This is a genomic window from Enterococcus alishanensis (assembly GCF_019218635.1).
GTDB classification, from domain to species: domain Bacteria; phylum Bacillota; class Bacilli; order Lactobacillales; family Enterococcaceae; genus Enterococcus_A; species Enterococcus_A alishanensis.
This window is the reverse complement of the sequence record NZ_JAHUZB010000003.1, coordinates 175500-196637: the sequence shown is the minus strand read 5'-3', so window position 1 is coordinate 196637 and position 21138 is coordinate 175500. Positions and strand designations below refer to the sequence as shown.

The window sequence follows — 21138 nt, the reverse complement described above, 5'->3', positions numbered from 1 at the left end:
CGACGCGGGTCGCAGCTTTTTTTCATTCTCAGATTTTTTAATTATTTGTCGGCTGATCCCACACAATAAATGTCCATGCTGTCGCAACTACTTTTTCTGAGTCCCTATATCCTGTAAAAGAAATTCGATACTCACCATTGTCACTCGCTTCTATTGTGTTAAATTTTATATCTAAATTGGTATCACTAATAGCTACAGTCAATGGGCTAGTAATAATATCAGCTGTATTGGGTATAACTTCATAATTTCCAAGACTATTTTTTTTCTCTAGTACAGCCTCAATTGTTGTCAAGTTTTCATATGCTAAGGTCAACTGAGTCTTTTGATTGCTAGTTTGATTGTAAATAACTCGTCGTTTTAAATCTGAATGAACTCGCAAACCAGTTGGTACTTTTGCCTTAACCGTAAATGAAATCATCATTTTGGAAATACTATCACCATTTAGTGGATGAGTTGTCGATAAACTCTTCAGACTAGTAACTTCTAACGAATAGTCACCAACAGCTAACGGTAGCATCTCAGTTATAATTGAAAAATCATAAGCTATGCTGTTAGTATTTCCAATTGCTGCAACTGGATAAATAAATTGCAAATCGCTATTAATCACCCGCGGTGTGATAATTTCACCGTTATTATCAAGCAAAGTCCCTTGTGGCCAATCAATCGCTTGCCCATCTTTCAATAACCTAACATTCAGTCCTAGTGATTTATTCAAATTATAAGCATCAATAACTGTTCCTAAGCTATCTAATTCAAACCGTCCATCAACTTCAATCGCTTCTGATTGCTCATAAACCTGATTAATTGCTGGCTTAGTGATAGCGCTAGAAATTTTTCGTTTAGCTTCAATTGAATATTTTGGTGCTGTTTGTGGTGCATTAGATCCATCATCTATTTCGTATTTTAGGTTAATTGTATTTTCACTGACTTCCTCAGCGTGACCATTAGCAAAATCACTCACAATCAAATAAGATAACTTACCGTTTACCATCCCAGTTTTTCTAACGGCTTCTATTTGTCGGTCAATATCAGCTAAGGTCATTTTCTGATCGGTACCCATTTTTGTAAATTCTGTCAAAGAAATTTCTTGTTGGGTGCTACCCGATTTATTTTTGTAGTAAAAATACTCTGGCGTCACTAATTTTTTCTCGCCATTGTCTTCATAACTTGATTGTACCTTTAACAAGAAACTTCCATCTGGCGGTAAACCTGCGCCCACATTTTCATCACCAAAGACTAAAAATACCGAAGCATCCTTGCCACTAAATGTTGGAAAATTTTGTGCCTCCAAAGCAAACTGTGTCGTAAAAGCACCATCAGTTAAAGTAGTCTTAATATTAGACGCTAAATTTGGAAATTCACGATAGACCTTCCCGGCGATTAGAGCTGTCTCCGCCTCCACCGCAGAAACTTTACGTTTAATATTTAAAAGAACCGTGAAGGCGACATCATCAGTTGGCTTGCCATTGCCATCAATTGAGTGATAAGTCACCCTTAATTGTCGATTACCTGAAGGATCATTAATATTATCGGCATTATATATTTGATAACGCAGAGCATTACCACTAGAAGTAGTAGCGCCCAATTGAATATTTTGTCCACTCGTTCCATACGCTTGGTAAATATCGGGATTCGTTAAATTTCCTGTGCCATTTAAATCTGTTGCAAAAGCAAAAGTAGTGTTTCCATAAGAAACAGGTCGATTGGGCGTAGTTACAATATCCGTAACGGTTGCCAAATTCATATTGATTAAGCTATCATTATTAAATTTATTCAGTTCAAGATTAAAATTTTTGTTAAAGTCAGGCAACTTAACGCTGGTCTGTTTCGATAAGATTTCTCCACCAGGAGCAACCCCACCTTGATAATCATTTTCATTATAAGCCCATATATCTCGAACTTGCTCTTCAGGACGATATCGAATCCGTACCGTTTTTTCCGAGCCAGCACTCCGATAATCGTTTTTAAATCCATTCGCAGTGTAGGATTGAATAACATAAGGACGCCAATTGGTTATTTGTCCAGTGTACTGACCAAATTCCTGCGAATTGTTCTCTGCAAATTTAAGCGGCATCCGAGCATTCATCACTTCTCCAAAAGGAATGACATGCTCTTGACCGGCCGTTAATTCAGCCACCACTTTGACCATTGTTACTTGATCTAGCTGACTGTTACTCTCAATTTCATCGTAAGTAAGATAATCGGCGTAACCTGCTGGACCGTTAAATCCGGTTCCTCGATTATCAAAATTCTCGGTTGCAGTGGTATAACGAACTTGATAATTGATTCCTAAAGAGCTGGTAATTTTAACCGGGCCAGTAAGCTCTAAAGAAAATTCATTTATTCGTTCAGGATTCCAATCTGACTGGATTCCTTCTTTAGCAACTGGCATGTAAAAAACAAACAGACCATCATGATCGACATAACCGCTTTGCTTAGTATTACTCATGGTAAAGCTTAAATCAAAGGTGGCATCCTTTTTATCGAGCACCCCACCATTTTCTATATTCAGAGGGTCAGTAATTTCGGTCGTGCCAGTTCCGATCAATTCATTAGAAAGCTGTTTATCCACTTCTGCTGTAATTGTGTTAAAGCGTGGATCACCACCACAAGTCATCAAGCCATAAAGATTGCTATTAATTTTAGTCGAAGGTGTCTTACCATAACTTTTTAACCGTTCGTTTACGCCAAAAGTGTCGTTTACTCGATAGCTTGCATAGCTACCAGAACCACCATTTTGAAGTTGCTCATCTGCAATAAATAGTAACTCACGATAACCTATTGACCCCCCACGGACTGTATGATTGACTTCCATATCATAATCGATCTGAATCAGTCCACCGATAAGTTCTCGACTCTCATCGTAATAACCCATGCCTTTCCCGTTTTCTGGTTTAACATAATATATTTTACTGCCATCACTCAGTGTACCTAACGGCTCAATTGTTCGATCTAGCACTTCTCCGCCCTGAGTTACTCGAATCGATTCAGTATACAAATCAAAATCAACTGGGGTACGGATAATAAAAACTGGATCTGGTGCATAATTGGTCGCACCATATGGGTAAAAACAAGGAATTCCTATCGCCGAAACTGATAACTTCTCACCAATACCAACAGGTTCAGTTAATTCAGTCAACTTTACACCGGCCTCATTTTTGACAGTCATCTGATTATCTAGGAGCAGCGTTAGATCCAGTGTTGTTTCACTCAGGCTGGATTTAATAATCCTGGTTCGATAGTCTCTTTTCGTCAGTAATTCTTTCGTATTGTCAGCCGGATCAACAATATTAAAGCGAGCAGTTGCTTGATCGCCAATCTCGCCAAAGGTGTAACCATAATATTGTCCCCCTGATTCTCGCGGTCTGCCAGTATCTCCACTGATATAGCTTGATGTCCCCGAAGCCGAAATATACATATTATAGGAAAGATCTTTGATGTAGTATTCACCAGAATCATTAAAAGCTTGTTTGTCAGTTGTTGACAAACCCTTTGCCAGCATTTCTCGATTAACATAATAATAGTAACGTTCATTAGCATAGCCTAGTAAATTAGCAGGTCGACCATTTGACTTAGTGATTTTAACATTTTTATATTCTTCACTCGGTTTCAAATCATAACGGCCACTGATTGTCTGGTTGGTTCCTTTTTCCTGTAAAACAAAATCAAAACTATAAGTATAGTCTCGCCCTCGAGTAATCGTTCCATCAGAATAATTAGTATCAACTGTCCAATACTGAACGGTCGTTACACCATAATTCCAAGTGTTTCCGGTATCAAACTGATAATTCACTTTCACATTCCCTTGAGCGGTTGAACGATTGGTTAACAATGAATAACCTAACAAGGCCGTCGATTCAGTTCCCTTAGTGGAAACAGTACTATAAAGCAGATTAGGCGATCCATTTAGATAAGCTAACTCTAATTGATCACCAGAAATCGTCATTGTTGCACTGGAGTCGCCTAAGGAAACAACTTCTCGTTTCCTTAATTCTCTGTTACCGTTTTCATCATAAAAATAATTGTGAAATGTTCGACCTAAATTTTGATTTGTATAGAAAATCGTATCCCCTGTTTCAAAACGGTCCCCATTTTCATTTACTGCACTTGGATACGAATAAAACATTTGTAAATTCATCACTCTTAGCAAGTATTCTTGTGTCTGATCGACAAAATAATAAGTCAAAATAATCCGACCATCCGTTTGCCGCTCTTGCTTGTAACGTAATTTCTCATTGCCACCATTTCTAGTAGTGATATCAGCAATCCACTGATTCATGTTAGCAGTATCTAAAGTCGCAGATAAATATTTTCCGGTGGCAAGTTTTTTATAGGGCAAGTACGCATGAAAACTTACATTTCCCATATAGTATGCATTGTCTGAATCTCGTTCACTATTTCGAACACGCGGTTGAATATACATCTGCATCGCTTGATCCAATACTTGAGAACCGGGTTTAGTTGAACCTGAAACAGAAGGGTCGCCGGTTACTACTGAATAGTTAACAGTACTGGGGATCACGATATCATCCAATACTAAATCCTTCACCACAGTCTGGTCATCTAACAATTTTACATTGATCGGTTGATTACGAGTTAAGCTGTCCCCTGAAACACCGGTCCAATAATTGGGACTATTAGAGCTGGCATCTTCATAATTAGGAATCAAATTAAAACTAAAACCAACAGTTGTTGCCACTGGAGCGATTGAAAACACGATGGTTCCATCAGTTACCTGGTTTTGTGAAAAATTATTGTTACCATTATATTGATCTACGAAAACAGATTGTTTAAAATTCGTGTCAAATTGATAAACGACTGTTGCACTTTTATCAACCACATCACAAGCAGTTACATTGGTATTTTCTTGGACAATTCTTTGTAAATCAGCCAAGGTTACAATGACCCCTTGAGGAATTTTTACTTCAATCTGGCGTGTACTGGGAGTCGTACTCGGTACATAACCATCTAATCGCAGACTAAAAATGTATCCATCATTTTTTAATAATTCCCATTTAACATTAGCTTTTTCAGTTGTGTCATCAGCTTCCCGCAATTTTACTTCACCATTATTCATTTCTCCTAAAGAAGCTGAAAATGGCACGTCCGTTGCTTGAGGGACAATCTCATCTGTACTTTCTGCTGCTTCGGGTATTTCTACAACCGGCAAATCTTTATCTATTGCAGAATCTGATTCAGCAGAATGCTCAGTTGTATCCTGCTCATTTTTTTTAACTGATTCGACCGTCTTAGTGGTAAATGTCTCCGCAAATGCAACGCCACAATTTATTATAGGAAAGACAATCAAGAGACCGGCCATTAAAAACAGTTTCAATTTTTTATTTTTTTTCACTTGTCTTCCCCCTTAATTGATTTTAAAAATATCTGCGACATCACTATAATTATTTGATTCGTCAAATTTGAATAGATAAAAAGTAACAGCTCCACCAGCAGGTATTTCTTTTAAAGTTAGCGCATTATTTTCAATCTTATCTACAAAACAGGCATTGGTTTGATCTGGCACAACTAAGCTGTCATCCCAGGTTAAAGACAAGGATTGTGCCGTGTCGGCGGTAATAGTCACAGTTATATAAGGGCTATCGGCTTCGTCCTCTACTTTAACTTGATAACCCGTTGCTTGCCTTTTAATTAAAAATTTTGCCGAAAGAGTTTCTACATAAGGTTTTGTTGCTCTTGCTGAGATAGTAACCGTTTTTTCTTTTTCATTCGTCTGCCAAAAATCAGTTTCCAATTGAACATCGATTTTTTGACTTTGTTGATTTGTATTAGCCGTTGATGCCGGTAATTCGAAATCATGACCATTACTACTTCTAAAACTGACTCCAGGCTGATCTGCAGATAATTCATATAGAATCGGCCGATTGGTAAAACGTTGTGAATCTGGATAATTATGTAATTCAAAACTTAGATTATTTGTTACACCATTTTGCCAATCAACTACGATATGTTCAGGTTGATTATTTTCACTGGTTGGTGTTAAAACATCACTAGTAAAAAACATCTCAATCGCTTTTGTAGGTATATCTTCCGTGTTGCTTCTAAAAAATTTCCCATAACTAAGGATGCCTCCCAATAATAAGCAAACAGCGAGTCCAATTAAGAGTAGCAAATATTTTCTTTTAATATTAATTTTTTTCATCTCACTCACCTAGTCCATTTGTTCTGCTTGAATCGTTAAACGACTAACTTCCAGATCATTGCTATATTTCAGCTGATTGTATTCCTCAGGCCAGTGGATTCTCAAACAATAATTGACATTGGCTTCAGCAATATTTCCTGGTCCTAATTCTTCACTATGATTCAGATTATTTTTGAAATCAGTTATTTCCGTTTTTGCGCCATCAGCTGCTATTTTAAATAGTTGATAAGTCAAAGGTAGAGAACCGTAATTATTTACCTTGATTGTATAGATCATGGAAACTTCGGTCTTTTTGAAATCTTGCCGATTGCTTAACAAAATGTCGATGTCAGTTTTTGATTCTCCTGGTGCAAGTTCTTCTCCATTAATTGGCTGAATTAATTCTTCATCTCCTAAAAAAAAACTGACTCTAGCTTGTGGACTATTTAAACCAAATGTTGATAAAAATTTCGCATTTGTCAAAGCAATTAGGCATGCAAAAGCAACGACTAGCAAAAGCGCTACTACTCGTTTAAAATTCGGTCTAGTTTTCAAATCCTTCAACATTTTTATCACCTTCTTAGCTAGCTAGCGGAAACTAATTGTTATTTCCGAAATAAATTGTTACGTATATTCATTTTAATTATTATATATTAATAATAACGTATTTAATTTGAAATTTCTACATCACTTTATAACAATTAAATTAATCATAAAATGATTTTTTTCATTTATAGGAAAATATATGAAGACTACTCTATAGAATTTTCTTCAGCTAGTAAATAAAGATACCTTTGGGAGTTTAAAAGTTTTTTTAATCAATTGATATGATCTACGCCTACTTAAGAAAGTAATTCATTATGTTATTTTATGAGTAAATAGCTGCAAATAGTCAATCTTCTATAGTGCTGATGCAAATATTTTAAAATTTGGCGTTTCAATAATAATATATTCCTTGATTTTATCGGATGTTTCTGTATATTTTAAACTTACACATTTGTTAATAAAAATATGATATGATGAAACGAGCAATTTATTGGGAGGAATGAAGATGAAATATTCGATTCGATTTTCTGATGCCATTCATATCATGGCTTATATAGAAATTTTCCAAGGGACAAATTTATCTAGCGAGATGATTGGTAAAAGCGTTGAGACCAATCCAGCTAATGTTAGAAAGCTAATGGGTTTATTGCGCAATGCTGGTCTAATTAAAACCCAAGCGGGAAAAGCTGCTCCCAGCTTAGCTAAACCTGCTGATCAAATTTCTTTTTTCGATATTTACCGTGCGATTGAGGGCGATAACCAACTCTTACATGTAGATGAAACCACTAATCCCAACTGTGTTATTGGGGCCAATATTCAAGATGTCCTAAATGAAAAATATAGCTTTTTACAAAAACAAGTCGAAAATGAAATGAAGCAAATTACGTTAGCAGAAGTAATCGGTGATATTTCTCAATTGGAAACGAAACGGCGACCAGAAAATAAAGAATTGGTGGCTCGCTTTTTATGAGAGAAGTCTGGTTAACACAAAAGGAACCCCAATCAGCGAGTTTAATCGAACAAATCAAAAATATCAGCTGGCCGGCTGGAGCTCATTTAGCTGAGTTACTAGAAAATCACAAATTAACAGATTGGGAGCAAGTCTTAATTTTAAGCGATCAGGAAAAATTAGTTGGTTTTGTGGCTGTTTTAAAAGAAGATTTGTTAGAGAACTCCCCTTGGACACCATTTATTGGATTGGTTTTTGTTCATGAAGATTATCGAGGACAACATTTAAGTGAATTATTGGTAAAAAAAGCTGAAGAAAAATTAATTCAAGTAGGTTTTCACGAGGCTTATATAATGACCCGCGAGACAGGTCGTTTATATGAAAAGCTTGGTTACCAAAAAATAGCTGAGACCAAAGACAAATTTGGCCACTTAGAAGAAGTTTTGCATAAGGAAAAGCTTTAACCTCATTAGGCTAAAGCTTTTTCATGATGCGCATAATATCCTCACCAGTCTGACTGGCTAATTTTTTTGTTTGTTCGATTGAATCCTTCAAAGTCATGGGTCCTCGCAGCAAACTCAAAATCAAATCAATTCCGGCCTGATAGTTTTCAGTAGTCACTTCACTGGCATCACCCACTACTGCAATGACTTTTTTTTGCTGACTTTTGGCTAATTGCGCGATAATAGTTGGTAATTTCCCGTAAGCAGATTGTCGATCCATCTTTCCTTCACCAGTAATGACCAAATCAACTGTTGCCATTTTTTCCTTCAAAGCCAACATCTCAGTAATATATTCTGCCCCAGAAACAAAATGGCTATTTAAAAAATACAGGAAACTAATGCCAATCCCGCCAGCAGCTCCGGTACTTTCCACTTTTGAGTAATCAATTTTAAATTTAGTAGTTAATACTTTTGCATAATGCTGCAAAGCTTGATCAACCTTTTCTAAATCAATTACTCCTTTTTGTTTGCCAAAAATATAAGTCGCCCCACTTGGTCCGGTTAAAGGATTTTTGACATCCGATAATAAAATAAATTCTTTTGTAGCCAAAGCCTGTTTGAATCCGCTAGTATCAATTTCCATGATCTCTTCAATCTCTGTTGTACCGTATACAATTTCTTCGCCATTATTTTTTTTAAAAGAAATCCCCAAAGCTTGCATCATACCAATCCCAGCGTCATTAATCCCACTACCACCTAAACCAATAATAAATTTTTCAATCTCAGGATGTTTTTCATTAATTCGTCGCAGCATATCGCCAACGCCAAAAGAACTAGCATATTTGTTTTCCTTTTCTTCTGATAAAAAATGAATCCCCGCTGTTTCTGCGACTTCTAACACTACAGTTTTTTCATCAAATAAAACGTATTTGGCTGAAATCGGTTGGTTAAATAAATCCAGCGTCATCACTTCCATTAATTGACCTAAATCATTCTCATAAAAAGCGGCAGTTGTTCCTTCACCGCCATCTGCGACAGAATAAGTTGAAATTTCCGCTTGTGGATTGATTTTTTTCATTCCATCGGCGACAGCTTGATTGATTTCTTTTGAGGTGGCACTACCTTTAAATGAATCCATCGCGACTAAAATTTTCATGGTACACTCCTTTTCAGACTAGACTGGTTGCTTGTAATGAGCGCCCATTTGTAGCAATCACTTCCTTATACCAGTCAAATGAGGCCTTTTTATAACGTTTATAACTACCATTTCCAAAATCATCTAAATCAACATAAATAAATCCATAACGTTTTTCCATTTGATTGGTGGAGTTTGAGATTAGATCAATACAACCCCAAAATCAACTGCAGTTAAATAAGGAGTTTTAATGGTGGTGTCGGTATTTCTTTCGTTCTAGTTGTACCATTTTTAGTCTCCTTATTTGTTTTTTCTATTATACTTCATCTAACAGTCTTGTGTCTGATAAATTCCATGCTAAAATTAGAGTATAATTGACCGAAAAGGAGCTATAAATGAATACAATTATTTTCGATATGGACGGCACCTTGATTAAATCTGAAGAAAAATATTTTTATATTTGGCAGGAATTAGTCAATAATAAAGGATTTCCTCTAGATGTAGCCTTCTATCAAACCTTGTTGGGCCGCCCGACTACAACTATTAAACAGCATTTTATCGCCCATTATGGAGCAGAATTTCCCTTTGACGAATTGTTCACTGAATTTTTAAGACGACGGGAAATCGCTACTGCAACCGGTGATTTCGAAATAATGGATGGTGCGGAAGAATTTTTACAGAGTTGTCTTCAGAAAAACATCACTTGCTGTTTGGCAACTTCTTCACATCAAGCAGAAGCAACGACTATTTTAAAAAAATTGAATTTGTTTGATTATTTTTCTTATACTAGTTTTGGTGACCAAGTCAGAGTTGGAAAGCCTGATCCAGAGATCTTCTTAAATATTCTGGCTAAAGCGCAAGTATCCGCCGAAGATTGTCTCGTTTTTGAAGATTCCATCAGCGGTGTGAGAGCAGCCCAAGGAGCTAAACTACCGGTTTACTATTTGACAAATTTTATGGACTTACCAAAAGAATATGACCCGCTTATTTCAGGGAGTTTTCATGATTTTATTGCTGCTCAGGAAGTATTGAAAAGTTAAAAATGATTTTTATTGCGACATGCTGATAAACCACAAAGAAGCATCCCTCTTAAAATCTTTAGCAGATTTTTGAGAGATGCTTATTGTTTTACTTGATCACCAATGCTTGTAATTGTTTTTGAATTTCGTCGATTGAGACACCTACTTCGGCCAATGCAGCAGCCGAATAAGTTCCTTCTACAATGGGACAATCAAAAATTTGCACTTTTTTATCCACCAATTCGCAACAAACCTCAAGATTCATCTTAGCGCTGCCAATATCGTAAAAAGCTAGGATTTCATCTGCTGGGTTTTTTTCAATTGCACTTTGAATGGTTTCTATACTTGTTCCAATGCCATCATCCGGTAAACCGCCGGCAATTGTCACGGGAACATTACTAGCAACTTGTTCTACCAATTTTTTGGTTCCCTCAGCTATTTCTGCCACGTGAGAGGCTATTACAATACCATAGACTGTCATTATTCTCCCACCTTTATTAATGCTTTAAATAAGTATCCACTTGAAACCGCGCCAGGATCAACATGACCAATCGATTCTTCACCGACAAATTCCGCCCGACCTTTTTTTGCCAATAATGGAATTGTTGCATCGACAGCTGCTGTAACCTTGTCTTCATCTAAATTTCCAGCTAAAATAGCGTCTTCAATAGGCAACCAAACATCCAATAAAGTTTTCTCACCAAATTCGGCTTTCCCTCTTTTTTGAATGCCCGCAATTCCAGCTTTTATCATTTCTGGTAGAGAAGTTTCTTTACTCATTTCTAAAAATGCGGTGCCATAAATTACACCTGAAGCACCACCAACTTTAGTTAAAAGTGCCATCGCAACTTTTTTTGTCAATTCTTGCGGGTCAGTGTATTCATTCATTAAAACTTCTTGGATTGCTTTTGCGCCGCGTTCCATATTGGTACCATGATCATCGTCACCGATCGGTGTGTCTAATTCATCTAGATAATCTTTATTGGCTAATAAATCATCTGCCCATAAAGAAACCCATTTTTTTATATTTTCAGTAGTCATTTCGACCATCAGTTATGCCTCCTTTTGTTTTGTTTCTACCATTTGATTTTTTCCAACGATCCATGCTGAAATTGTTTTATTAAAGAAATCAATAAATGGTCCTGTGCCGAATGCCGTCAAGACTGTCCCGATCCCAATGATTGTTCCAAAAGCATAAGATCCTAAAACGGTCCCAAAGATTAATCCAACAATGACACAAATCACATCAGTAATAATTCTCGCAATACTAAATGGGAGTCCTTTGATATGATCAGACATCATAATTGCCAACGCATCATACGGTGCTACACCTAAATCAGCAGTCATATATAGTGAAGCGCCTAAACACAAAATAATTGTACCAGCAATTAGCAGGATGAGTCTAACCCAAATCGATTTTTCAACATCAAATGATAGAATTGTTCCATCAAATAATTTTAAGAAGAAATCCACTAAATAACCAACAAAAACCATGTTTAGAACTGTTCCTAGACCTAATAAGTAGCGACCAAACACAAACATCGATAATAAAAGAATGATATTTAAAACTAATTGATAATTGCCTAATGACATATCAAAGTAAGTTGAAACTGTCGTATTCATTCCCGTGTAAGTATCCATTCCCAAAACAGAACCTTTATTAATTGAAATACCTAATGACAAAATCACAATTCCTAATGCTGATGAAAAAACACTCCGTACATTATATTTACTTAAATCCATGATTAACTTCCCCCATTTTTTAGATTGTATAATCGTAATTTGTAACTGGTTGAATAAATTCTTGCGTGCTTTCATCAACCGATAGAACCGTCAAAATCAAGCCTGTATAATTAAACATATCGTAATAGCTACCTACATTAGCTAAGACTACTTCATAGCCTTGTTGGCTAAAATAATCAACAATACTATTCAATAAAATATTCCCTTCAATATATGAAGTGAAAATCATTGTATTCAACTGAATACAAACTTTTTTACTGGTGCCATTAGCTAATTGATTTAAGACAAAATCGCTTAATTCTTTCACTAAGGCAGCCTCTCCCTTAAATTCACTATTATAGCTAGCTGGTTCGTCCGCCAAACCTTTTCCATACATTAATTTGCCTTCGTTTGTTGCCATGACAGTGACAGAAGTCAAATTTTGATTGGCCTGCTCAACAATTTCAGTCACTTCTTTTAATGATAAAGCTTTCTTAGCAGCTTGTTGGGCAATCTTGATTAAAGTTAAAATACCAGCTAAACCAGAGCGTTTATTTTTCTCTTTTGAGCTGAAAAAATTATCTGTCACTTTAACAATCGTCGCATCGATGCCGTCAGCTTCTAACATTTCTACCGCCATTTCATTATTCATGACATCGCCACTATAATTGTTGGTTAGTAAAATCACACCTTGGCCAGTATCGATCTTTTTAGCCAAATTATAAATTGTTAAATAATTAGGTGCTGTATCCATAGCTCCGGCACTGACCGCATCAGCTAAATCCTGATGAACCACCGCTGGAAATAGTCTTCCTAATCCGCCACCACCAGATGCAATGACGCCAACTTTTTTAAGTGGTCGATCTTTTAACATTAATCCATAACCAAAATCGTCATCCACCAATTGATAGTAATCAGGTCGGGTCTTAATAATGCCTAATAATTCTTTCTTAATAATATCCTCTGATAAATCGATTAATACATGGCGATTCCTTAATTTGTTTAGCAAGCTGAACTCCCCCTTTATTTTTATTGCGCTTTCATTATTTAATAAAAAACTAGTGGGTTACCTGAAAGCACTGAGAATATTACTTTCAGGTGATCCGATTAGTTTAATGCTGACTGATAATTTTTTCGTACCACGAACTAGCTGTTTCTGCTAGTACACTATTTAATTCATCAATATTCTTTTTGCCTTCTGTTTGTAACCATTTACGTGCGGCTGCTTCACCTTCAGTAATAAATGGTTCAACCCCATTTGCCCAAGTTGCCCGGCCACAAAGTACGCCATTAAAACTTGAACCAGCTTCTTTAGCGAAGTACAAAGTTTTTTGGAATAATTTTGCGCTAACACCGGCGCTTAAAAATATAAATGGCAAGTCAGTTGCTTCACTTTGTTCTTTGAAATAATTCAAAGCTTCTTCTCGTGAGTAAACTATTTCTTCACCAAAGCCTTCCACAAAATTCATATTGACTGGTACTTCTACTTTCAAAACATCTACGTTGTAACGTGGTTTTGAGAATTCTTTCATCATGTCATTCACTTTATGCGGTTTTACTTTGGCATATTCTTTTGATGAAGCATCTGCAATCGTTGCATCATATGACACCAATTCTAAGAAAAATGGCAGTTCTTCAGCGACACATTCAGATCCGATTCGTTCCATGTAGGCTTTCTTCTGATCATTAATCTCATCGCTTTCATCAATATCGTAATATAATAAAAATTTACAAGCATCTGCTCCGGCTTCTTTCAAGCGTTTAACTGACCAAACATTCAATGAATCTGGCAAACGTCCTGGTGTCGTAGCATCGTAACCAGTTTTTTCATAAGCCAATAATAAACCGGCAGATTTCGCACGAGCATTGGCAGCGGGTAACCCATACTCAGGATCTAATAAGATTGAAGTTGCATAAGGCGTTAATTCTTCTGAAACAATTTTTTTAAAATCCTCAATATCTTGTTCTGTAGCTTCGGCTTTATACTTGCCAATCATCTTTTTTAAAGCGCCCCGTTGATCAATTGCCAGTGCACCAATGATACCATTAGAATTACTCGTATTTTTTAACTTTTGTAATTGTGTTCCGCTAATTTTTTTCATGTTTATTTTGCCTCCATTTTAGATTGATCAGTCACAGTGTGAACTGTAATTTGTTTTTCTAAATCCCATACATCAGAAAAGTCAGTAATACCTTTTCGAAAAGCTGTAGAACTACCAGCCGCTAAACCTTTTTTCAATGTAGCTGCAAGATCGTCTTTTTTTAATAAACCTGCAAAAAAGGTTCCTAGTAAGGTATCCCCAGCACAAGCCGTATTAACGACTTTTCCTTTTGGAGAATTGCCGTATAAAATCTGATTCTGACTAAAAAAGTACGCTCCCTCACCACCTAGTGAAAGCAGCACATTTTGTGCACCTAGTTCAATTAATTTTCGACCATAGTAAAGATATTCTGTTTTTGTGTTGATCGTGACACCAAACCAAGCAGCCAGTTCTTCTTCGTTAGGCTTTAACAAATAAGGTTGATAAGTCAAACAATCCAACACTTCCAAATAACTGCTGTCAATAATCAAAAATACTTTTTGTTGGTAACAACGTTTGGCAATTTCAATCAGAATTGTTGGCGAAACACCTCTTGGCAAACTACCAGAAACGCTGAGATAATCTCCCGCTTTTAATTGCTCAATTTGAGTTAAAAATTCAATCGTACTTTCTGCTGGAATTTCTGGTCCCTTATTAACCAATTTGTATTCTTCTTTTGTTTGATTAACCTGGGTAAACACATTGATGCGGGTCAATCCAGGAACATCAATAAAGTCTGTTGCAATTGATTTTCCCTTTAAAAAGTCATCAATATATTGGCCCGTGAAACCAGCTTTAAACCCCATGGCGGTACTATTGATTCCCAACATTTTTAAAACTAGAGAAACATTGACCCCTTTACCATTCGCTTGAATATCATCATCCTTGGTTCGATTGACGACAGCTGGTATCAACGTGTCGGTTTCTATAAATAAATCAATTGCTAAATTTAAAGTACAGGTATAGATATTCGACAAGCTACTCCCTCCTATCAATGAACTAAGTATGACCTACCTCAGACTGAAAATGTTTTCTAAATATTGTTAAAAAGCTGGAAATCTTGCCAACTTCAAAAAAATGCGTTTGCTTTTTTCAAGTCAGATATCTAAAATAGATAAAGAACTGTAAGGAGTGTGCCTATGGACTCAAAACTTAGTGAAACAGAGGCTTATTTGTGGAAGTATATCAGCGCAAATATTAATGACATCCCAAACTTATCCATTATTAAACTGAGCGAACTAGCCAATGTTTCCACATCAACCATTGTTCGAACCATGAAGAAAAAAGGTTATGAAGGATTTACTGCCTTCAAGCATCATTTAAAAGATGAGCAAAATACATCCATTAATTTTTCAAAGGTCGAAAAGATTGACAGCGAAATCAAGAAATCTATTATCAAAAATGAGCAAGAAGTCATCCGAACATTAAACATGCTGAACACTGGTGTGATTGAAGATGCTATCCAAAAAATTAAAAGTTCTGAACGCGTGCTAATCTTTGCTAGAGGCTTTTCCGAATTAATCGGTGAAGAAATGAAGATAAAATTTCAATTGGCAAATAAATACTGTGAGCTGCACACTGATCCAAATATCATCAAAATCATGAGTCAATATTTAAAGAAAAGCGATATTGCTATCTTCGTCTCATTAAATGGCGAGACTGAGGAGTTAGTAAATGCCGCTGAAAATTGCTACAAAAAAGAAATCGGTACTATTTTAATAACTACCAACACTGAATCACCTTTAACTGACCTCTGTGAACTAGCGCTTATCGGCTATAAATCTGAAGTTTCTTTCTTTCCAGAATATGAAGTCCGTTCCCGACTACCACTATCAGTTATTGCCCGCATTCTCCTAGATTCTTATGTCATTCGAATGGATACCAAAAAAGGAAGTAACTAAATGGTTACTTCCTTTACTAATATTAGACTGTACATAGCTTCTGACTTTTATTAAATTTAAGACCAGGAGAGCCCCCTTTATTTATCTCTCTGAAAGCCAAATAATTTCTAACCAAAAAAAGAGTAGTTAGCTAAGTTCGTTTAGCTAACTACTCTTTCGATTTTATTAATATGAAAATATTTACATAAACTGTCTAAAAATCACCAGCAAATATCGTAACAACCGAAATAAAATAAACAGTAAAAATAAATTCCCTAGAATAAAACTAAAGCCGTTACCAATACTAGACTTGATATTTCCCCAAGAAAAGCGCCGTAAAAAACGTGGCACATTACTATAACCATTACGTTTCAAGCGATAGCTTTCTTCATACGTTAAATCCAAGACATCATAATACAAAATTTCTAAAGGTTGTTTGGCGAAAAAAGTTTTCTCAAAGCCTACCATCAAAGTATACTGTTTGTTTTGCGCGGGAAAATTCCGCATGCCTTTTTTATTAATCCGCAGAGCGACTTCATTTCCTCGCATCACATCAAAGCTATATTCGCTTTCTTGAATGCGTTCGATTTTTGCTTCTGGTAGATTTTCAGCTAGAAACTGCTGATAAATCTCAGGAAATTTTTGCCGTTGGCTGCTAAGGTAAAAAATAATCCCTGCTAAAATAAGCACCAGTAGACCGTTTAGCCATAGGCTTTCGCGAAAAACCAATGAATAGAGCACAATCAAGATCAATGTACCACTGGCTAAACCTATTCGTTTTGAAAAATAATTTTGGTACATGCCTTTGATGCTGCGCTCATAGTAATCAAAGTCAAATTTTGCAAAATCCATCTGCATCCCTCAGTTCTTTTTTTCAGTATACCGAATGGTTTAAACTGTGGCAAAAAAAGACTTTAAACATTAGATTTTTTTACGATTTAAATAAATACCGCCTGCCAGAATAATCAACGAAGCTGCTACTGCTAATAAAAACAATCCTTGATAAGCAGATTGTGCCGTTTGATGAAATAAATTAATTTGAACAGTATCACCTAATTTTTGTAGTTTTAAATAGAGAGCTTCCACTGATAAATGACTTCCGCCAACACTTTTAGCGAACTCACTAAAGCCATTTTGAACAATCGTCGCATATAAGGTTGGCGCAATCGTTAAACCAATTTGACGGCTGACAGATAAGGTTCCTAAGGCGACGCCACTGTCTTTTGCTCCAGCAATTTGGTTGATTAAAACAGAAAATGGCGCCCCCATCAACATCCCAAAACCTAAACCGGCAACACTTGAAGCGGCAATAAATAAAATTGTACTTGTCCCAAAAAAGGCAATTAAACCAAATCCAATTGTGGAAATGATTCCAGATAACGTAATTGTTCTGGTTGCCCCTAGTTTCGATACCAACATCCCACCAAGACCAGCACCAACAATCGAACCCAAACCAATTCCGCTCATGAAAATACCGCTATTGTTAGCTGAAATCCCAAAGGTTTGTTCCACAAAGCTCGGAATAAAGACAAAAATAGCAATCAAAGTACCAGATAATAATCCCATCAATAACGTCAATAAAAATCCTTGACTCTTTAATAAGCTATAAGGTAAAAATGGATCGGTTTTAACTTTGATATTTTTTTCAGCCCAGACAAATGCGCCAAAGAAAACAATTCCTAAAGCAAACAAACCTAAAACTTTTACTGTCAATAGGCTAGCCAATAATGCACCACTTTGTAAATTAGTGATCGCCAACATAAAACTCAAGATTCCAAAGGTTAATAAAGTTAAACCACGAATATCCAATTGTTGCGTGTGACTTTGTTTGGTTTCTGGGATTGCAATTAAACCAGCAATGATGACAAATACTGCGATCGGCAAATTAATTAAAAACAACCAACTCCAATGTCCTGTCACATTCAAAACTAAACTACCTAAATTGGGACCAACGACTGAAGCAATTCCGTTAATCGCACCTAATGCTCCTAATAAAGCACCTTGTTTTTCTTTTGAATAAGTCGATAAAATATGACTAGAAGCAATAATAAAAATCCCCCCGCCACCAAAAGATTGAAGCAAGCGCGCTGCCAAAAAGAAAGTAAAGCTAGGACTGAAAGCGACTAATAGTGAGCCTAGTGCAAAAATTGAAATTTCAATCAAAAATAATTTCTTGCGACCAAATTTATCTGCTAATTTGCCGACAATCGGTGTTGCAATTGCCATTCCTAACGTATACAAGGTGATTCCCCAAGTGCCTTGAACAGCACTAATATTAAAACTATACTCAATCGTCGTTAATGCGCTGGAAATAATCCCATTATCTAACGCCGACATAAAAACGCCTAAAATAAAAATAACTAAGGCAAATGTTTTTGGTTTTGCTTGCATTGTTCTTCCTTCTTTCTAAATGCCCATTCCGATTAACATCCCGATCACATAAGGAATCAACCAGAATAACCAGACGACTAAACTAAATTTATGAAAGGTTGCTTTGGCTTTTTCATTTTTGCGAAGTAAGACAATTATTGCCCAAATCAAATGAAAAGCCATTAATAAAATCGCCAACATACCAGTAATCTGATGTAAAGGATTGGCGGCGTTACCAGCAGTTACTAGCCCAGACATAATTGTCGTACCAGTCGTATCAAAAATTAAACCTAATGCAAATAATCCGACATGCTTCCAATTTAGTTCGCCACTTCTTCTTTCTGAAAAAACACCAATCGTATAAAAAATTAATGCTAAAGTAATGGTGATGATGGCTAAAATTAAAGTTGTATTCATTTTTCTCCTCCATTTTCGGTAACACTTTGTTACTTGATGAAATGAGTATACTTGTTCGGTGACATTTTGTCACTATTTTTGCTTAAAAAAATTCCCGCCATTTTTTGACGGAAATTTGTTAAATTTTCGGATAAACTTTTTGAGTGAAATATTTTAAAATTAATGGTGACAGCAACGTACTAAATAAAATAATCATTACTAATGAAGAATAATATTTGTCTGCTACTAAAAGATTGGCGCTACCTAATTGCAAAATAATTAATGCCATCTCTCCACGAGAAACCATACCTGAACCAATCATCCAAGCACTATTATTTTCAAAACCAGATATTTTGGCGCCAAAAAAACCACCTAATAATTTTGATGCTACCGCAACGACTACCATTAGTAAAATAAAACCTAGTTGCGTTGCCATCGATTGGAAATTTACTTCTAAACCGATACTGACAAAAAAGACCGGAATAAATATTGAATAGCCTAAAGCCTCCATATTTTGATTCACTAACTCTTTCACTTCTGTTTGACCTACCGCAATTCCGGCAAAAAAAGCCCCGACGACTGAACTCAAACCGACGAAATCAGCAAAATATGCCATTCCTAAACAGATGATTAGTGAAACAATAATCACAGCTGATGTGGTGAATAATCTTTGAGCTAACTTCATTAAAAACGGTGCGATCCACTTCACTAAAAAGAAAATAAATACAAAAAAGCCGATTTCTTTTGCCAAAACAAAGAAGTTTTCACTCAAGGAAGCTTGATTTTTTTCAGCAATAAACGCCACACTTAAGCTTACTAATAAGACAGTCAAAATATCATCTAAAACGGCTGCACCTAAAATGGTGGCTCCTTCTTTACTATCCAGCGCCCGTAATTCTTTTAAAACCTCTACGGAAATACTTACCGAAGTGGCTGCCAAAATAATTCCGAAAAACAGTGCTTGATTGCTGGCTATTTGTAACAATTTCCCGCCGGCAAAAGCTAAAATCAAGGGTAATACTATCCCAAAGCTGGCTACTAAAATTGCTGGTCGAAAATATTTTCTTAACAATGACAGATCACTTTCTAAACCCGCAATAAACATTAGCAAGATCACACCGATTTCAGAAAACTCAGTCACCAATAAATTGGGATGCACCCAATTTAAGCCCCCTTGACCTAACAGCACGCCTACAATCAATTGGCCGATAACTGCCGGTAAGCCGATTCTTTTGGAAAAATGGGCAGCCAATGTTGTTGTGATTAAAATGATTACTAGAATACCAATGAACGCCATTTAGATTCTCCTATTCTTGACTGATTGTCCATAATTTATTTGCAATTTCTCCTAGATCATTTTGATTGGCTTGATTGCATAATAAAATGACTCCACTATCACGATTTTGATCCATTAAAAGAACCGATGCGTATGCCCCAATTGAACCTAAGCCAATCAACTGTTGATTATCTAACCAATAACCACCAGCATAATTACTATCTGAAACCAATAAACTTTGTAATTCACTACTATTTGGAAAAGTTGATTCCACTTGCCACAAATTTTCAGCCGACATTAAAAGATTACCAGCACCTAGCAAACTTGAAAATAAATTGGCAGCATCAGGCAATGACTCTTCTGCCAATTCAGAGTTTTTAAGGGAAGCTTCTGAGGGGTACCCTTTAGCGTAAGAGGTGTCCGCTGACAAATCTTGAGAAAAATAAGTATGATCTAATTGCAACGGTGTACTGATTTTTTCGCTAAACAACTCGGCATAATCAAGCTGATAGACTTGTGATAAAATACCTGCTAGTAAAGAATAATTAGCATTGGTATACTCAAAGTCAATTTGGTCAGCAACTGTTAATTCAGATAAAACATAGTTCAACTGACTATCTTGCGTCTCTAAAAATTCCCCTGGATCAGTTTCTTCCATTTGAATACCCGAAGTTTGATTTAACAATTGTCGAATGGTAATTTGACTACTGTTGGCTAATTCTGGATAAAAATCGATAATCGGTTGATCATAACTTATTTTACCCTCCGCAACGGCTTCAGCAATTAAGCTACCTGTTATAGTTTTTTGAATTGAAGCGATGGGAAAGCTTGTTTCAGCCGTGTTTTTAATTTTTTGCTGATAATCAGCGTAACCAAAACCAGCTGATAACTGTATTTTTTTATCTTTTACCACTAAAGCAACTCCATTAAAATCTTTTTCCTTCAAATATTGAGTGATCTGTTCAGTGCTTGAAACAGCGACCTTTTTTTGAACAGGTGTCTTTTTTTGAGAAAAATAAAAGCCGCTGACTGAGATGATTAGAGTAACTAAAATAACTATATAGCGAAATCCTGATTTTTTCATAGGGAACCTTCTGACTAATTGATTTATTATACTTTACACCTGATGAAAAAAAATCACCATTATTTTAATGTTTTTAAAAGAACTTTCAGAATAGATTG

At 36.0% G+C, this 21138-nt stretch carries 19 protein-coding genes and 1 pseudogene; 4 read left to right on the top strand and 16 right to left on the bottom strand.

Translation table 11 applies throughout. From position 1 onward, the window contains the following. Positions 1-37: 37 nt before the first annotated feature. Genes KUA55_RS07885 through KUA55_RS07875 form a run of 3 tightly spaced genes read right to left on the bottom strand, consistent with a single transcriptional unit; the run spans position 38 to position 6706 of the window. On the bottom strand, positions 38-5353 hold the full coding sequence (locus tag KUA55_RS07885; RefSeq protein ID WP_218325654.1) for a hypothetical protein: 5316 nt from the start codon (positions 5351-5353) through the stop codon (positions 38-40). A 12-nt stretch (positions 5354-5365) separates the two neighbouring features. Continuing rightward, complete coding sequence (locus KUA55_RS07880) at positions 5366-6160, bottom strand: hypothetical protein (protein ID WP_218325653.1); 795 nt, start codon at positions 6158-6160, stop codon at positions 5366-5368. 9 nt (positions 6161-6169) lie between these two features. Further along, on the bottom strand, positions 6170-6706 hold the full coding sequence (locus KUA55_RS07875) for a hypothetical protein (protein ID WP_218325652.1): 537 nt from the start codon (positions 6704-6706) through the stop codon (positions 6170-6172). A 484-nt stretch (positions 6707-7190) separates the two neighbouring features. Between KUA55_RS07875 and KUA55_RS07870 the strand changes: the two genes are divergently transcribed. Together KUA55_RS07870 and KUA55_RS07865 are read left to right on the top strand one after the other, a co-directional pair. Then, the gene (locus tag KUA55_RS07870; RefSeq protein ID WP_218325651.1) at positions 7191-7655 is read left to right on the top strand and encodes an Rrf2 family transcriptional regulator; all 465 of its coding nucleotides are present in this window, start codon (positions 7191-7193) and stop codon (positions 7653-7655) included. Continuing rightward, positions 7652-8098, top strand: a complete 447-nt coding sequence (locus tag KUA55_RS07865) for a GNAT family N-acetyltransferase (protein WP_218325650.1) — start codon at positions 7652-7654, stop codon at positions 8096-8098. The genes KUA55_RS07870 and KUA55_RS07865 overlap by 4 nt, the downstream gene beginning before the upstream one ends. A 10-nt stretch (positions 8099-8108) precedes the next feature. Here the strand turns inward: KUA55_RS07865 and KUA55_RS07860 are convergent, their stop codons facing one another. Beyond that, positions 8109-9233 (bottom strand): glycerate kinase, encoded by a 1125-nt coding sequence (locus KUA55_RS07860; protein ID WP_218325649.1) that lies wholly within the window; start codon positions 9231-9233, stop codon positions 8109-8111. Between the two features lie 13 nt (positions 9234-9246). Continuing rightward, positions 9247-9432: pseudogene (locus KUA55_RS07855) on the bottom strand (family 1 glycosylhydrolase); the annotation flags it as partial. Between the two features lie 175 nt (positions 9433-9607). Here KUA55_RS07855 and KUA55_RS07850 point away from each other — a divergent pair. Next, positions 9608-10252 carry an HAD family hydrolase gene (locus KUA55_RS07850; RefSeq protein WP_218325648.1) on the top strand — a complete coding sequence of 215 codons (645 nt, stop codon included), beginning with the start codon at positions 9608-9610 and terminating at the stop codon, positions 10250-10252. An 88-nt stretch (positions 10253-10340) separates the two neighbouring features. On the opposite strand, the gene dhaM is transcribed toward KUA55_RS07850, so the two are convergent. The 6 genes from dhaM to pfkB all read right to left on the bottom strand — a co-directional run bounded on the left by dhaM (position 10341) and on the right by pfkB (position 15011). Further along, on the bottom strand, positions 10341-10712 hold the full coding sequence (gene dhaM, locus KUA55_RS07845; protein WP_218325647.1) for a dihydroxyacetone kinase phosphoryl donor subunit DhaM: 372 nt from the start codon (positions 10710-10712) through the stop codon (positions 10341-10343). Further along, positions 10712-11272 carry a dihydroxyacetone kinase subunit DhaL gene (gene dhaL, locus KUA55_RS07840; protein ID WP_218326149.1) on the bottom strand — a complete coding sequence of 187 codons (561 nt, stop codon included), beginning with the start codon at positions 11270-11272 and terminating at the stop codon, positions 10712-10714. Before dhaL ends, dhaM begins: the two co-directional genes overlap by 1 nt. A 12-nt stretch (positions 11273-11284) precedes the next feature. Further along, complete coding sequence (locus KUA55_RS07835; RefSeq protein ID WP_218325646.1) at positions 11285-11974, bottom strand: YczE/YyaS/YitT family protein; 690 nt, start codon at positions 11972-11974, stop codon at positions 11285-11287. Positions 11975-11993: 19 nt separating this feature from the next. Next, entirely contained in the window at positions 11994-12962 is a 969-nt protein-coding gene (locus KUA55_RS07830) for a dihydroxyacetone kinase subunit DhaK (protein ID WP_218325645.1), read from the bottom strand. A 103-nt stretch (positions 12963-13065) separates the two neighbouring features. Next, the gene (gene lacD, locus KUA55_RS07825; RefSeq protein ID WP_218325644.1) at positions 13066-14055 is read right to left on the bottom strand and encodes a tagatose-bisphosphate aldolase; all 990 of its coding nucleotides are present in this window, start codon (positions 14053-14055) and stop codon (positions 13066-13068) included. 2 nt (positions 14056-14057) lie between these two features. Beyond that, positions 14058-15011 carry a 1-phosphofructokinase gene (pfkB, locus tag KUA55_RS07820; RefSeq protein WP_218325643.1) on the bottom strand — a complete coding sequence of 318 codons (954 nt, stop codon included), beginning with the start codon at positions 15009-15011 and terminating at the stop codon, positions 14058-14060. Between the two features lie 162 nt (positions 15012-15173). Here pfkB and KUA55_RS07815 point away from each other — a divergent pair, with 162 nt between their 5' ends. Further along, positions 15174-15935, top strand: coding sequence for a MurR/RpiR family transcriptional regulator (locus KUA55_RS07815; RefSeq protein WP_218325642.1), 762 nt, complete (start codon positions 15174-15176; stop codon positions 15933-15935). Between the two features lie 180 nt (positions 15936-16115). On the opposite strand, the gene KUA55_RS07810 is transcribed toward KUA55_RS07815, so the two are convergent. The 5 genes from KUA55_RS07810 to KUA55_RS07790 all read right to left on the bottom strand — a co-directional run bounded on the left by KUA55_RS07810 (position 16116) and on the right by KUA55_RS07790 (position 21040). After that, entirely contained in the window at positions 16116-16766 is a 651-nt protein-coding gene (locus KUA55_RS07810; protein ID WP_218325641.1) for a hypothetical protein, read from the bottom strand. Between the two features lie 69 nt (positions 16767-16835). After that, positions 16836-18305 carry an MFS transporter gene (locus KUA55_RS07805; protein WP_218325640.1) on the bottom strand — a complete coding sequence of 490 codons (1470 nt, stop codon included), beginning with the start codon at positions 18303-18305 and terminating at the stop codon, positions 16836-16838. 15 nt (positions 18306-18320) lie between these two features. Then, the gene (locus KUA55_RS07800) at positions 18321-18701 is read right to left on the bottom strand and encodes an HsmA family protein (RefSeq protein WP_218325639.1); all 381 of its coding nucleotides are present in this window, start codon (positions 18699-18701) and stop codon (positions 18321-18323) included. Positions 18702-18819: 118 nt separating this feature from the next. After that, the gene (locus KUA55_RS07795; RefSeq protein WP_218325638.1) at positions 18820-19977 is read right to left on the bottom strand and encodes a cation:proton antiporter; all 1158 of its coding nucleotides are present in this window, start codon (positions 19975-19977) and stop codon (positions 18820-18822) included. A 10-nt stretch (positions 19978-19987) separates the two neighbouring features. Next, positions 19988-21040 (bottom strand): serine hydrolase domain-containing protein, encoded by a 1053-nt coding sequence (locus KUA55_RS07790; RefSeq protein WP_218325637.1) that lies wholly within the window; start codon positions 21038-21040, stop codon positions 19988-19990. Between the last annotated feature and the right edge of the window lie 98 nt (positions 21041-21138).

Bases quoted from the DNA above. Each gene is read 5' to 3' on its own strand.
- KUA55_RS07810 (WP_218325641.1), bottom strand. From the start codon at position 16,766: ATGGATTTTGCAAAATTTGACTTTGATTACTATGAGCGCAGCATCAAA.
- KUA55_RS07860 (WP_218325649.1), bottom strand. From the start codon at position 9,233: ATGAAAATTTTAGTCGCGATGGATTCATTTAAAGGTAGTGCCACCTCA.
- lacD (WP_218325644.1), bottom strand. From the start codon at position 14,055: ATGAAAAAAATTAGCGGAACACAATTACAAAAGTTAAAAAATACGAGT.
- KUA55_RS07800 (WP_218325639.1), bottom strand. From the start codon at position 18,701: ATGAATACAACTTTAATTTTAGCCATCATCACCATTACTTTAGCATTA.
- KUA55_RS07875 (WP_218325652.1), bottom strand. From the start codon at position 6,706: ATGTTGAAGGATTTGAAAACTAGACCGAATTTTAAACGAGTAGTAGCG.
- KUA55_RS07790 (WP_218325637.1), bottom strand. From the start codon at position 21,040: ATGAAAAAATCAGGATTTCGCTATATAGTTATTTTAGTTACTCTAATC.
- KUA55_RS07865 (WP_218325650.1), top strand. From the start codon at position 7,652: ATGAGAGAAGTCTGGTTAACACAAAAGGAACCCCAATCAGCGAGTTTA.
- KUA55_RS07795 (WP_218325638.1), bottom strand. From the start codon at position 19,977: ATGGCGTTCATTGGTATTCTAGTAATCATTTTAATCACAACAACATTG.
- KUA55_RS07870 (WP_218325651.1), top strand. From the start codon at position 7,191: ATGAAATATTCGATTCGATTTTCTGATGCCATTCATATCATGGCTTAT.
- dhaM (WP_218325647.1), bottom strand. From the start codon at position 10,712: ATGACAGTCTATGGTATTGTAATAGCCTCTCACGTGGCAGAAATAGCT.
- KUA55_RS07805 (WP_218325640.1), bottom strand. From the start codon at position 18,305: ATGCAAGCAAAACCAAAAACATTTGCCTTAGTTATTTTTATTTTAGGC.
- KUA55_RS07850 (WP_218325648.1), top strand. From the start codon at position 9,608: ATGAATACAATTATTTTCGATATGGACGGCACCTTGATTAAATCTGAA.
- KUA55_RS07835 (WP_218325646.1), bottom strand. From the start codon at position 11,974: ATGGATTTAAGTAAATATAATGTACGGAGTGTTTTTTCATCAGCATTA.
- KUA55_RS07880 (WP_218325653.1), bottom strand. From the start codon at position 6,160: ATGAAAAAAATTAATATTAAAAGAAAATATTTGCTACTCTTAATTGGA.
- dhaL (WP_218326149.1), bottom strand. From the start codon at position 11,272: ATGACTACTGAAAATATAAAAAAATGGGTTTCTTTATGGGCAGATGAT.
- KUA55_RS07815 (WP_218325642.1), top strand. From the start codon at position 15,174: ATGGACTCAAAACTTAGTGAAACAGAGGCTTATTTGTGGAAGTATATC.